We start from the raw sequence: 14,154 nt of genomic DNA, 5'->3' as shown, positions 1-14,154 counted from the left end.
ATACTTATTCTATATTCGCTAGCAGGTTCCCTATGCAGTCAGTTCAAGGTACAAAAGCTATGACAGCACCAGCAGCCAACCTTCCGAGCAGCAAAAAAGTGTTTGCTAAATGGGCACTTTTAGGCACAGTCGGCATTATTAATGGTTACGCAACAATTCTTATGTATTCGCGCGGTGAGATTGCGTTTGCACTTCTTACGATTATTCTTACTGCGCTAGCACTGTACATTTTTGGTAGTAAAAAAACTTACGCTCACCGTTACATCTACCCTGGTATCGCAGGGATGATTTTGTTCATCCTTTTCCCGTTGGCGTATACCGTAGGTCTCGCGTTTACTAACTACAGTGCAAAAAACCAGCTCTCTTTTGAGCGTGCTCAAACTGTACTTTTGGACAGAACGTATCAAAGTGGTGATAGCTACCCGTTTACTTTGTATAAAACAGAACAGGGACATCAAATTGTGGTCGAAAAAGACGGTGAGCTGCTTGCTACGCCGACTTTCCAGCTGCAAGGTTTCTCTGCAACGGATTTGGATCTTGAGCCTATCCAACAAGCGACGGGTGAAAAGGAACAAATCAAAACCATCGTAAGCAATCGTGCTGCGCTGAGCGGGGTCGATCTTCACCTTCCTAGTGGTGATGACATTCGTATGAGTGGTCTGCGTAAGTTTGCAGCCGTTGTCCCTTTGTACACCCTTCAAGAAGATGGTGAGGCGTTATTTAACAACCGTACTCAAGAAACACTGCTTCCAAATATGGAAACGGGTTACTACCAGCCGATTGATGAAAATGGTCAGTTTGTTGGCAGCACAGTTTCACCAGGTTTCGTCGTTGGCATCGGTACTCATAACTTTGAGCGAGTTTGGAAAGATGACGGTATCAAAGAACCATTTATCAGCATCTTTATCTGGACAATTGTTTTCTCTGCCCTCACCGTACTATTTACTCTAATCATCGGTTTGGTACTGGCGAGTGTGGTTCAGTGGGAAGAGCTAAAAGGCCGTTCGGCTTACCGACTCTTACTGATTCTGCCTTATGCGGTACCAGCGTTTATTTCTATCCTGATCTTTAAAGGTTTGTTTAACCAGAGCTTTGGTGAGATCAACATGCTACTTGAAGGTCTGTTCGGTATTAGTCCGGCTTGGTTCTCTGACCCATTCATGGCGAAAAGCATGATCCTGATTGTAAACACCTGGCTTGGTTTCCCTTACATGATGATTCTATGTATGGGTCTGCTTAAAGCGATTCCAGATGACCTGTATGAGGCTTCTGCTATCGATGGTGCGAACTTTGTCTCGAACTTTACCCGCATTACGTTGCCAATGATGCTTAAACCATTGACTCCACTGTTGATTGCAAGCTTTGCATTTAACTTCAACAACTTCGTACTTATCCAGTTGTTAACAGGCGGTGGTCCAAACATGATTGGTACCTCAGAACCAGCGGGTTACACAGACTTATTGGTTAGCTACACCTACCGTATCGCATTTGAAGGTGCTGGTGGTCAGGACTTCGGTCTGGCAAGTGCGGTAGCAACACTTATCTTCCTGTTGGTTGGCGCGTTGGCTCTACTAAACCTACGTGTAACTAAAGTAGCTCAAGATTAAGGAGACATTATAATGGCAATGGTACAAGGTAAGTCATTAAAGTATCGTGTATGGGCTACTCATATTGCAATGTGGGCGTTCTTGGCACTGATCATTTTCCCTTTGCTGATGATCATCGCGATTTCATTCCGTGAAGGTAACTTTGCAACGGGTAGTCTGATTCCTGATAACCCAACATTGGATCACTGGAAACTGGCTTTAGGGTTCTCTGTGACTAACGCAGATGGTACCGTTACACCGCCTCCATTCCCGGTAATGACCTGGCTATGGAACTCGGTAAAAGTAGGTGGTATCTCAGCGGTTCTGATTGTAGCGCTATCGACAACGTCTGCTTATGCGTTTGCTCGTATGAAGTTTAAAGGCAAGAACACCATTCTAAAAGCGATGATGATCTTCCAAATGTTCCCAGCAGTGTTGGCACTGGTTGCCCTTTACGCTCTGTTCGACAAGCTAGGTCAGTACATTCCGTTCCTGGGTTTGAATACTCACGGTGGTTTGATCTTCGCTTACTTGGGTGGTATCGCACTGCATGTTTGGACGATTAAAGGTTACTTTGAAAGTATCGACTCTTCTCTGGAAGAAGCGGCAGCACTGGATGGTGCGACACCATGGCAAGCGTTCCGTTTGGTATTGCTTCCACTGTCAGTGCCAATCCTGGCTGTAGTATTTATCCTATCGTTCATCATGGTAATCGGTGAAGTTCCTGTAGCATCACTCCTACTTTCTGATGTAAACTCTTACACACTTGCAGTAGGCATGCAGCAATACCTATACCCACAAAACTACTTGTGGGGCGATTTCGCCGCTGCTGCAGTACTATCAGCAGTGCCAATCACTGCAGTATTCTTACTTGCTCAGCGCTGGTTGGTTGGTGGTCTAACCGCCGGTGGTGTAAAAGGATAATCTCAACTGGTCTTTGAGGTTGACAAGAATAACTAGAAAAGGGCGACCAGAAGGTCGCCCTTATACTTAGCACGGATATTACACTTTTGGTTTGGCCGCTGATCAGTAATATCTTGCTTTTATTGGCGTTACGCATAGCTGGCTGTTAGCTTAGTTCCTTACGACACAAATACTAACGGTTTTTGTAACCATAACCTGGGTTTCGGCTCAGGTTTTTTTATGCCCGTAAAATCAGATCTTTACGTAGTTGAACAACCACAGGGTACTGTGATGATGTTTACTATACGAATGAGTACATAGTTTTGTTATTGATGATGCAGGCCAAGATTATCGGCCTTGTAATGGGTTACATAGAACCTTGGAAATGGTCTGCGTGGCACTTCACATAAAACTATCGCGGAAAACCGCAAAGGGAGGGGCAGGTAGAAGGGTTAGCCGTCAAAACTCTCGGCTGGAAGGCGCGCATCCAACATATTGGAGCAAGGTATATAAACTCTCTTGCTGCAGTGCAACACGGCGAAACAGGTTGGCAAAGGTCACATCACCGCCAAAGCACGCTTGAATATAATGGTTTATCTCGGCCTCACTGTAGCCCTCGACATACATCGTTCTTACCCATTGATATTCGACCGCTTTCAAATTGGTCAACGTTTCTTCACTTAAGGTGGTTTTTACAGGTCCCAAGATCCACACTCATCCATTTCCAAATTAGTGCAGGGATTTAAGCAAATCAAGGTGAAAGATTTATGACAAGATAGGAGAGTGTGTGAAACAAATGGCAGAACCATGATATTGCTTCACACAACTTTAGGGGCGGCGGTTATTAACGCTTGTTGTCGGTGGTTACTTGAGGTATTTTACGTGAGCTTCCATCTCTTCGCCGATTTCTTTACGCATGTTCATCAGTGCAATGGCAGAGCGCTCTAACGCTTTATCCTCATCGGATTCAGGTGTCCACTTAGGCACGTCTGTTGGTTTGCCCTCTTCGTCTACGGCCACCATGATGACAATACAGTGCGTGGTTAGACGGTTTTTCATTTCTTTGGGATCGCTTGCCTGTACATCAATAGCGATGTGCATCGAGGTGCGACCGGTGTAAATCACCTTTGCGCTGACTTCAACTAGGTTACCCACATGAATCGGAGCAACAAATCGAATCCCACCCGCATAAGCGGTAATACAGTATTTGCCACTCCAGGCGGCCGAGCAGGCATAAGCAGCTAAGTCTATCCATTTCATTACTGCGCCGCCGTGGACTTTACCACCAAAATTGACGTCGCCAGGTTCTGCTAAAAAGCGAAGGGTAATATCTCTTTGACCACTGCTCATCTGTCATTCCTTTGTGAGTTTTGTTGATGCAACCATACCTTGAATAAATGATCCGCACCACTAGTTTTGGGCGCCAGCTTCATCGCGGACAATCAATATAAAAAACACGCACCGGATTTGATTTTAGCGGCTGCTTTTTTACTACCTAGGAGGCATACCTACTTGTTTGGCTGCATGGTCTCTTTGTATTGACTTAACTCGACTTTTACTTGGGTCATAATCTCTATCGCAGTGTCAAAGTTATAAGCTGACACGGCTTCAGCAAGCGAGCGACTCAGTTCAGCATTGAGCTTTTCAAAACAGATCCGGTGTTTTGAATAATAAAACTCAGACTCTAAATCGCACTCTTCTAGCAAAGACATTAGGTGGTTTACTTTGGATTCAAACTCCTCGATGGACCTGATATCACAGTCTAATTGAACCTCAGTGGTATCAAGAATAACCGATTTTGAGATTTCTTGGTGTTTGGAAATGGCTGATACAGAGGAGTGATCGATTTCAAGTTCAATCGTAAACCAGAAATTGCTTCCCTTATCTAGCTCACTTTCAACACCAACATAGCCGCCCATTAATTCCGCGATACGTTTAGAAATAGTGAGACCAAGGCCAGTACCACCGTATTTTCTGGTCGTAGAGGCATCGGCTTGCTGATAGCTGTCAAACACGACGGCTTGATCGTGTTCAGATAAACCAATACCTGTGTCCATGACGCTAAAGTGCAAGTGAATGCGTTTTTCGGTTCTTTCCATCACTCCAACTACAAGCGTTACTTCTCCTCCTTTAGTAAATTTGATGGCGTTACTAACATAATTTAGGAGGATTTGCTTAATGCGTAGCTGATCGCCAATCAGCTTAGGGATGGACTGGTCAACTTTCGTATAAAGCTCAACACCTTTTTGTTTGGCTTTGTGCTCGAAAATGTCTTGGACATCCTGAATGGTCGCTTGGATACTGAACGGCACATTCTCGATATCAATTTTATTCGCTTCAAGTTTAGAGAGATCCAGAATGTCGTTAATAAGTGAGAGTAAGTGTTTTCCAGACTTATCAATTTTCATTAAGTTATTCTTTTGCTCTTCCGTGAGGTCTGAATTTAATAATATGTGAGATAGCCCGAGAATCGAATTCATCGGCGTACGGATCTCATGGCTGACATTCGATATAAATTGGCTTTTAGTTATGTTTGCATCTTCTGCCGAACGTTTTGCCTCGGTTAGTTCAGAGGTCAACCGATCTAATTTGCTACTCATCTGGATGAGCGCGTTTGCGGTCTCGTTAAGCTCTTTTAAACGGAAGCCTTCATGAGCCAATTGAAAATCACCATGCCCAACTTGATTTACCATCCCTTGGATCTGAGTCAGCGGCTGAGCAATAAACTCGCTCATCTGTTTGGAAGATCGCCAAATAAGGATCAAGAACAGGGTGTAGAATGCCACTAAGCCACAGATAAGAATATAACCAATGTTATGGTATTTTTGCTCAAGCGCACGAGAAGTGGCGTACATCTCGTTCTCACCGACGATCATGAGTAAGCGCCATTGGGTTTCAGGTATTGTCGACCAAGAGATTAACTTATTTTCACCATTAAGCGTAATCTGCATAAGCCCATTGGTGTTTTTAAGTAAACGCATGCTCAAATTAGCGGTGTCGTCGCGTTTGTATAAGTTAAACGCTTCAGGCTTAAAAATTTCTTTCGTAATTGCTTGTTGGTAGCTGTGCTCAGTCAGTTCTCTCAGGCCAAAATCGTGTTCACCCTGTGGTGGCAAAGCCATAATTGTGCCGTTGCTACTCGCTAAAATAGCGTATCCGCCCCAAGGAATGGTTAGATTTTGAATGCTATCTATAATGTCACTGACTTTGATATCAAGCCCAACAACACCCTCGAGAAAACCCTTGTTATAGACTGGCGCAATAGCGGATGCCATCCAGCCATGGCCCGCAGGATCAATGTAAACATCTGTCCAAACAAGTTTCTGGTCGGGATTGTTTTCGGCATTCGCCAGGTAGTAAAAATTGTACTCAGGGATGTCCATGTTAGGCGGGTACTGATCGACGGTGTAGAACCAAGGGTAGATTCGGTTGTAAGAATCCCAAGTATTTAAATAAATCGATGCAACTAAATCACTACTTTGCTCAACTTGTTTCATTAGTGGGTCAAGGTGAGCAAGCTTATACACCTTTTCCCAATCTTTTTCGGCAGTAAACCCAGAGTAGAAAGACGCTGAACCACCTAAATCCTCTTTAGAATACAAGACACCGTCTTCACTCACCGCCAGATTAGGTTTTTCAGAGCGGTCAATGGTATCTGTTTCTGATAACACTCGTTCTGTTTCGCTTCGGTATATTGTCGTTAGGGTCTCTATTGAAAGCAGTTTTTCTCGAATGACAGCCGCTTCTCTCTCCGATGATATTTTTAATTCTTCGTTTACCTGTGTATAGATGTATTCCATGTTGTCAGTACTGATAAAATGGTTACTTATCAGGTAAACGGCAATAAGAACCGACTCCACCAGAATAAGGGGAATGATTCCGGTTTTGACCATTGAACGCCACATCCACGATTGCGTGGTGATTTTCTTGTCTTTCATCTTTATCCCAGCAGCTTCTATAAAAGGTCGTCTTATCTAATTAGAATATTCTTGTGCGATGGTATTGAGTTCATCTGCAATTTCTACAAAGGCATCAATGACTGCAGGGTCAAATTGAGTTCCTTTGCCGGATAAAATGAGCTGAACGGCATCTAAATGTGTAAAGGCAGCTTTGTAAACTCGTTTGCTGATCAGCGCATCATAGACGTCTGCTACCGCCATTAGTCTGGCTGACAATGGAATTTGTTCGCCAACAAGCCCTAATGGATATCCTTTGCCATCCCAGCGTTCGTGGTGTGAGTAGGCGATCTCTTTAGCGACCGTCAAAAATTTCATTGGCTGCTCGCTTACTTTCTCTGCGTTTTTGATCGCTTCGTAACCAAGAGTGGTGTGGGTTTTCATCACCTGAAACTCATCGTCTGTCAGGGGGCCTTCTTTCAACAAGATGATATCTGGAATACCTATTTTACCGATATCGTGAAGTGGTGCTGATTTATACAATAGATCAATGAAACCGTCGCTTAGTTCTGAAGCATAACGCGTGTTTTGGCGTAATTGCTCTGCTAAACGTTTTATGTAAGCTTGGGTACGCCTAATGTGGTTGCCCGTTTCGTTGTCACGTGCTTCCGCCAGAGATATCATGGCGTAGAACGCGATGTCTTGAATCGCGTGGCACTCTTCTTTTTGGCGCAACGCCTCGGCGGTTCGTCTTTCGACCTCTTGCTCTAGTACTTGGTTCTTACCTTTTAAGGTGTCAGAAGCCACTTTGAGAGAAACATGTGTTTTAACACGTGATTTCACGATCTCAGGGTTAATAGGTTTGGTAATGTAGTCGACGGCACCCAGCTTTAATCCTTTCTGCTCATCAGCTCTTTCGGCTTTCGCAGTGAGGAATATGATCGGGATATCACTGGTTACTGGGTTTGATTTTAGACGCTGGCACACTTGATAACCGTCTATCTCCGGCATCATGATGTCGAGCAAAATCAAATCAGGTTTAGCTGTTTTAGCAAGCGTCAGTCCACGCTCACCGCTGTTTGCTCCTTTTACTTTATAATCATCTTTGAGCAATTGGTACATCAGTGTGAGGTTCTCGGGGATATCGTCGATAACCAACACAGTCGGCTTGGATGAAGAAAACTCGAACATCCGTTCTCCTTTGGCAGCAATACGGCAAATGGCCAATGAGTGCTTGTTCTATGTGTCAAAAATCGCTTAATGACTTAGCACTATTATTTTTTATATTAGTTGAAGCTAAAATATCACAAGTCGTTGTTACATATAGTGATGACGTTCAACTTATAGTGATGTCCATTCCAAATTTTACTGACTTTTTTAGTAGAAGTTGTATGCATTTAAGATGTTTTTATTTTTTACGACTTATACTTATGGCTGATCAATAGTTCTTAATTGACCCGTATTGACCCGTGCCTTGTATGTATTTAGGTTGTGTAAAGATAAAGGAACATTCAATGAGTAAAGATAATGGTGGTATTCCCAAACACAGCGGAAAAGCCAACCCGATAGATACCGATTATCAAGTTGGGCAGGACAATGTCGTTTTATCCGTTGGGCCTTTTGGTTTAGATATTCACAACCGAGTGTTTGCGGTTTCTGGGCTAGCAATTGTGATATTTGTATTTGCTACCTTAATTTTCAGGGAGCAAGTAGAGCCGATTTTTGTCCACATGCGATCCTGGCTAACCTCTAGCCTTGATTGGTTTTTCATCCTTTCCGGTAACATATTTGTTTTAGTTTGTATTGGTTTGGCTATTTCTCCTTTGGGTAAAGTTCGGATTGGTGGGACGGAGGCATTACCCGACTATAGTTATGCTGGTTGGCTAGCAATGTTGTTTGCTGCTGGTATGGGTATCGGGCTGGTATTCTTTGGTGTATCTGAGCCAATGTCTCACTTTAGTAGCTCTCTCGCTGGACCTGTGCTTGAAAACGGAATCCGGACAGATTGGGCACCACTAGGCGGCGCTTTAGGTGATGTCGAAGCGGCTCAATCATTAGGTATGGCTGCAACGCTTTATCACTGGGCTTTGCATCCGTGGGCCATTTACGCTTTGTTAGCGTTGGGACTGGCCATATTCTCTTACAATAAAGGGCTACCGCTGACGATGCGTTCGGTCTTTTACCCGGTTTTCGGTGAACGAATTTGGGGCTGGCCAGGGCACATTATTGATATTTTAGCGGTAGTAGCGACGGTATTTGGTCTAGCAACTTCATTGGGTTATGGTGCTTCTCAAGCGGCAACTGGCTTAAATTTTCTGTTTGGCGTACCGCTCAATGACACGACACAAATTATCCTGATTATTGTTATCACAGCTTTTGCGCTGATATCCGTACTTGCGGGGTTGGACGGGGGGGTTAAACGCCTTTCTGAAATTAACATGGTATTGGCGGCATTATTGCTGTTCTTTATTGTTATTGTTGGGCCGACCTTGTTTATCTTGACTGGCTTCTTCGACAACATTGTTTCGTATATACAAAACTTCCCTGCGTTGTCGATGCCATTTAATCGTGAAGACGTGAACTACTCTCAAGGTTGGACTTCATTCTATTGGGCATGGTGGATCTCATGGTCACCATTTGTCGGTATGTTCATTGCTCGTGTATCGCGTGGACGTACCGTTCGTGAATTTATTTTCTGTGTACTCGTTGTACCTTCAACCGTGTGTGTATTCTGGATGACGGCCTTTGGTGGAACAGCAATTAACCAGTTTGTAAATGATGGTTATGAAGCCGTTAAAAATGCTGAACTTCCGCTTAAGCTGTTTGAGATGCTGGAAGTAATGCCTTTATCAAGCATTACCTCTTTTGTTGGTATCATTCTGGTTGTGGTGTTCTTCATTACATCGTCAGACTCAGGGTCGTTAGTTATCGACACTATTGCAGCTGGTGGTAAAGTCGATGCTCCGACTCCTCAGCGTGTATTTTGGTGTACGTTTGAAGGCTTAGTTGCGATTGCATTGTTGTTAGGTGGTGGTCTAGCCGCTGCGCAAGCGATGGCTGTGACAACCGGTTTCCCATTTACTATCGTGTTGTTAATCGCCACGTTCTCTCTGATCTTAGGGCTAATGAATGAGCCAAGAGCTCAAAAATAGGGGCTCTCATCTCAATTAAACAAGGGGCGTATCTTTTAAGGTACGCCCTTTGTCGTTATTAAGAGGTCATTTAGCTAATCTTTACTGTCGATTATATAACCATTAAATGTTGATTAAAGTCACAAATATATAATTTATGAATTATTAATAGATGTATTAATAATTCATTTGTTTGAATATTAGTAACTTAGATGAAATCTCATTTTTGAGTTGCATGTCAAAAAAGCCACCTTGTTGTGTAAGGTTTCTGTCATCGACTTTAAAATTGGAACTGATGTCATATTTATATCTAAAATGAATTATTATTCATTGAAAATGACTTGTTGTTTAATTGTTGTTCGCTTGAATAACAAGTAGCGGTTTCATATCTTCCTGAGCTTATTATTAAATTAACAAATTAGGCTTAGAGTTTGTTTCGCTTTTTTTTCATTATTTTTAGCCTCTTAGTGGCTTCTGGTGGCGTTAAAGCACAGTCTTCAGACCGTTTTTTCTATGTTTCAGGAGTAGGGGAAACGATGAATGAAGCTGTTGTTGATGCAAAAAAGCAACTGGCACTGAATATTTATAGCGAAATAGAAGTTCGTGAGAAGAGCCTGATCAGCAAAAAAGACAATCAAGTATCCAGTTCATTTGAGCAGGAGTCATCACTCCGTTCACTGCCAATAGAAATTCCAAATCTTGAGTTCATCACGTCTGAATGCCAGAACAATCTGTGTGAATACCGTTTTAAAATTGACCGCCAAGCGTGGTCGAAAACGCTTAGTCGGGAATTAAATAACAGTTATGAACGTGCTGAACTAAAGCTTGAGAATTTGGGTAATCGTTGGGTCGATTTTAAAAGATTCTCACAAGCAAACGATATTGTGGGTAGAAATGAAATAAACATGAAGCTTCTGAGCTCTCTTAGCCCAAAAGATGCGCTTGATTTAAGCCCGATATATAAACGTGTACAACAACAACTAGCACGATCTGAGCACCAGTTTTCAGTCTCATTCCGCTCTTCATCAGATGCGTTTGCTGGTCAATTACTGAGTTTACTGTCAAACAACTCAATCTCTAGTCCTCAAGGCGAGATATCGGTCTACATAAAAACTTCCTCTCGCAATGGAAGAGCTGGAAAAAATTTCATCGTACGACAAAACGTACAGTTAAAAGTATTTGATGCAGCAGCACCGGGAGTGATGGTTGCTCAAAAATTGCTGACTGAATTGGGTGAGTCTCCAAAAAGTATGGCTGCAGCAACCAACGACGCTAAGCAAAAATTAATTAAAAAACTAACAAATGAGTCTATCTATTCAATTTTTGATTGAATGAATTAATACAATTAAAGGATAAAAAATGTTTAAGAAAACAGCAGTGGCTACGCTATTCATCTCAGTACTTGCAGGGTGTTCTTCAATTCCAGGCATGGAATCAGCAACCGTAGATCGTAATGAAATGAGCACTCAACTAACAAAAACTTGTGCTGAGTTAGGTTCTGAATACACCCCAGTCTCTGTTGCAGTGGATCAAGTGTCAAAAATCATGGTGTCTATTCAAGAACGCCAATGTTCTGTTTTCCAAGACTACCGTACGCTTGCAGATAAGCACGCTGATGTTGCAGGCTTCCTGAATGTAAACGCGGATAAATCTGATGAAGAACTGTTAGTTGCAATGAATGCGTTTGATGAAGGTAAACCTGCGAACAAAAAGATCCGTCCTCAGGTAGACGCTTACAGATCAGCATCGGATTCTATCTTTGATAAAAACGTAGAATTAACCAAGGATATTGCGATTGAGACAGGTAAAATTGCTTACATTGCATCTCAAAACCCTAAATTACTTTTTGTAGACTCAGCTGGTGGCGTTCTGAAGAATCTCTCTATTTTTGGATCGTCAGAAGATGAAACTGCTGAAACAGAAGTCGCGCCTATCGTAGAAGCCTACAACGAACTAAAAGCGCGTTCAGTACTGGCTTACGACGCTAACGAAATGATCTCTCTGGATCAAAATACGATTGAACAACTAGAAAACTTGGACAACGTTGTAGCGGAGCAAGTGAAGTCATAATGAAACTTTCAAAGATCGCAACGTTAGTCGCTGCTGGTCTTGTGCTAGCTGGGTGTAACACAACACCCAGTCAGCAGACTTACGCAGTAGAAAGCAACGCCGGCAACTCCTCACTCATCATTGGTAAATCCGCTTTTGATTTTGAAGACAGCGATATTGAGGTGCCAGCGTACTTCAATACCCAAGGTCTTCAGTTCTGTTCTTATGAAGCCAATGAAAAGGATGCCCGTTGTCCTCTAGCTAAAAAGACCATTCGCCTTTACTTCGGTGATGTGAAAACGGATGTAAGTGAAAATTTGCAAGGCAAATCTGCCGATGTCTTTAACGCAATGCACAGCAGTATCGGCCAGTTTGAAACAAAAGCACTTGAAAATACCTTAGAAACTCAGTTTGCAGGTGTAAATCGTTTTCGCATTCTCACCCGTGACACCAAATCGGTAAACGCGGCGTTAGAAGAAATTCTCGCTGATGAGGGGGCTGCCAATGTTGCCCACAAGATGAGTAGCCGTGAAAAGCTATCGACCGATTACATTATGAAAGTCGATGTGCTCAAAACTGGTGACATGCTGTTTGGCTCGACTCAATCGCTGTTCCAGACCTCAATGGAAATGACGACAGGCGTTATCGACCCGTATACACGTGAAAAGCTGAGCTATCCAAACATCGGCAAAATCCGTGTTTCTAACTTCGATGTACGTGACAAAAAGAGCTACACAACGGTCATAGCTAACGGTGACTACTACCGTGGTTTTAACTACACAAGCAGTAAAGATGTTGATTCAGTCATGAATGAAATGGCGTCTCGCGGTTTCGATATCATGTTGACTCGTCTATTAAAAGAAATGCCAGCAACCGCTCAGGTTCAGGGTATCAAAGGCGATCGTATTTCACTCGACCGTGGTCAGAATGCAGGTGTTTTACCAAACGAAACCATGGTGGTTTTTGAGTACAGTGCAGGCTTTGTCGAACCGATTGGGGTCGCGACAGTCAACCCTAGCCAACAAAGTGCTCAGGGTAAAATTGTTCGCTGGAAAGACAGCAACCTCGCAGATCAAGTACGCGATGAGGCTGAAAATGGCATCTACCGTCCGGATCGTCAACGTCGAATTTTTGCGGTCAGTGTCGGCGTACCAATGGAATTCATGAAGGAACGCAGCACATGGGCACAAGAAGGCTAAGGACTGCTGTTGTCTTAAGTGGCTTGATATCCGCCTCGCAAGTTAATGCTCTTGAACTCGACAAGAGCCAGTCTGCTCTGGCTCTCGTTGAACAAGGCTGTGCATATGGGCGTGGCGCGTTGGCTATCGAAGCTGCGAAAGCTGATGCACTTAACAATCTGCGTTTTTTCTTGAACGGACAAGTTAGCATGTCATTGTCAAACGATGACTCTGAATTGCTAAACGATCAATTCAACCAGGCTACTCGGGACATGTTGATCGAGGGCATTGACCAAGGATTGATTAGCGCTGACTTCAGCCAGCCAGAGCTAATGGGGGATGATACTTGCCTTACCGTACGTGTTACGCCACCGGAGACAAACCAATCTTTTGACGACGAAAGCATCTCTTGGGATTCTGAACCAACGGTTTCTGTGGTCGTCGTGGGAGAAGGTACCGCAAATGACGCTCGAGGATTAAGTGCGCGCCAGGCAGCAGAACAAGATGCATTTCGCAGAGCGATCAGTCAGGTACTTGGCGTCATGGTGAAGTCCGGTTACTTACAGCAGTCTTATTCGAGTATGTCTGCGAATTCAACGAGTGATGACTTCGACCTTCACGATGTTGCTGTTCAGTCTCTTTCGATGCAATCACAAGGCATGATTACTGGATGGAATGAAATCTCCAGCCAGACCAAGCCTAATGGAGTACTGACTATCACGTTAGATGTCTCTGTTGAGCGTCAGAAAGTGCAAGCGAAAATTGCTCAACTGATAAAGAGCCTGGGCCAGCCTACTGTTTATGTGGATGCTCATCTTCCGGTTGTTCGTTCGACTTTCTCTACTTCATTAGCAAGCATGGGGTTTGACCTTTCGTCTGCGCCTGAGCGGGCTACCGTCATCCTCAAAGTGAAGGAAAAAAAGAGAGTGACACCTTCTGGTTTACAACTGGCGTTGTCAGCTCAAATGCAGGATCGTAGCGGGAATTTATATGGTGAGTGGCATAACGACCCAACGTTAATGACTCTGCCAAATAAAGACGGCATGCTCAATGAACTTGCTTCTGTCCACCTGGCTGTGGAGAAAAACAAAACCGCATTAACACAGGCTTTGCACGGTGCAGTTCAAAAAATGGCGATGCGTGGTGGACCAGTCCGAGAGTTGATCTTCTCGCCAGCGGCAGCAGGAAAACAAGGGCAACTTTATACACTTATCAGTGCCATCAACGGAGTGTCGGATATCAAGATAGAAAGTCGCTCTGGCAGAGTTGTCGTCAAGCTTCGTTCCCTGAATAACGCCAATGACCTCGCGCAGTACATCGAACCAACCTTGCGCATTCATCAGCCCAATTACCCGTCAAAATTACGTGTCTTAAACGACTATCAAATCAACGTACTTTAAGGCATTTAAAG

General features: G+C 43.6%; 11 protein-coding genes. 7 read left to right on the top strand and 4 right to left on the bottom strand.

Features of this window, described 5'->3' with window-relative positions; genetic code table 11:
* Positions 1 to 32 precede the first annotated feature (32 nt).
* Entirely contained in the window at positions 33 to 1,607 is a 1,575-nt protein-coding gene (gene malF / locus OO774_RS16700; RefSeq protein ID WP_264907653.1) for a maltose ABC transporter permease MalF, read from the top strand.
* A gap of 12 nt (positions 1,608 to 1,619) precedes the next feature.
* Positions 1,620 to 2,510, top strand: coding sequence for a maltose ABC transporter permease MalG (gene malG / locus OO774_RS16695; RefSeq protein ID WP_014234862.1), 891 nt, complete (start codon positions 1,620 to 1,622; stop codon positions 2,508 to 2,510).
* 438 nt (positions 2,511 to 2,948) lie between these two features.
* Here malG and OO774_RS16690 read toward each other — a convergent pair whose 3' ends face one another.
* The 4 genes from OO774_RS16690 to OO774_RS16675 form a co-directional block, all read right to left on the bottom strand.
* Positions 2,949 to 3,194, bottom strand: coding sequence for a hypothetical protein (locus tag OO774_RS16690; RefSeq protein ID WP_264908710.1), 246 nt, complete (start codon positions 3,192 to 3,194; stop codon positions 2,949 to 2,951).
* Positions 3,195 to 3,353: 159 nt separating this feature from the next.
* The gene (locus OO774_RS16685) at positions 3,354 to 3,839 is read right to left on the bottom strand and encodes an acyl-CoA thioesterase (RefSeq protein ID WP_264907650.1); all 486 of its coding nucleotides are present in this window, start codon (positions 3,837 to 3,839) and stop codon (positions 3,354 to 3,356) included.
* Between the two features lie 158 nt (positions 3,840 to 3,997).
* Entirely contained in the window at positions 3,998 to 6,427 is a 2,430-nt protein-coding gene (locus OO774_RS16680) for an ATP-binding protein (protein WP_264907648.1), read from the bottom strand.
* 36 nt (positions 6,428 to 6,463) lie between these two features.
* Positions 6,464 to 7,576, bottom strand: coding sequence for a two-component system response regulator (locus OO774_RS16675; protein ID WP_264907646.1), 1,113 nt, complete (start codon positions 7,574 to 7,576; stop codon positions 6,464 to 6,466).
* Positions 7,577 to 7,899: 323 nt separating this feature from the next.
* Here OO774_RS16675 and OO774_RS16670 point away from each other — a divergent pair, with 323 nt between their 5' ends.
* From OO774_RS16670 to OO774_RS16650, 5 genes are all read left to right on the top strand, one after another.
* On the top strand, positions 7,900 to 9,537 hold the full coding sequence (locus OO774_RS16670) for a BCCT family transporter (RefSeq protein ID WP_264907644.1): 1,638 nt from the start codon (positions 7,900 to 7,902) through the stop codon (positions 9,535 to 9,537).
* Positions 9,538 to 10,052: 515 nt separating this feature from the next.
* Positions 10,053 to 10,847: a hypothetical protein gene (locus OO774_RS16665; RefSeq protein ID WP_264907642.1), complete on the top strand. Its 795-nt coding sequence runs from the start codon at positions 10,053 to 10,055 to the stop codon at positions 10,845 to 10,847.
* A gap of 28 nt (positions 10,848 to 10,875) precedes the next feature.
* A complete protein-coding gene (locus tag OO774_RS16660) occupies positions 10,876 to 11,586 on the top strand; it encodes a hypothetical protein (protein WP_264907640.1) in 711 nt (236 codons plus the stop codon).
* Positions 11,586 to 12,764 (top strand): hypothetical protein, encoded by a 1,179-nt coding sequence (locus OO774_RS16655; RefSeq protein WP_264907638.1) that lies wholly within the window; start codon positions 11,586 to 11,588, stop codon positions 12,762 to 12,764. Before OO774_RS16660 ends, OO774_RS16655 begins: the two co-directional genes overlap by 1 nt.
* On the top strand, positions 12,746 to 14,143 hold the full coding sequence (locus OO774_RS16650) for a hypothetical protein (protein WP_264907636.1): 1,398 nt from the start codon (positions 12,746 to 12,748) through the stop codon (positions 14,141 to 14,143). The genes OO774_RS16655 and OO774_RS16650 overlap by 19 nt, the downstream gene beginning before the upstream one ends.
* The last annotated feature ends 11 nt before the right edge of the window (positions 14,144 to 14,154 follow it).

It is taken from the genome of Vibrio sp. STUT-A11 (assembly GCF_026000435.1).
Taxonomy (GTDB): Bacteria; Pseudomonadota; Gammaproteobacteria; order Enterobacterales; family Vibrionaceae; genus Vibrio.
This window is presented reverse-complemented; position numbering and strand designations above follow the sequence as displayed.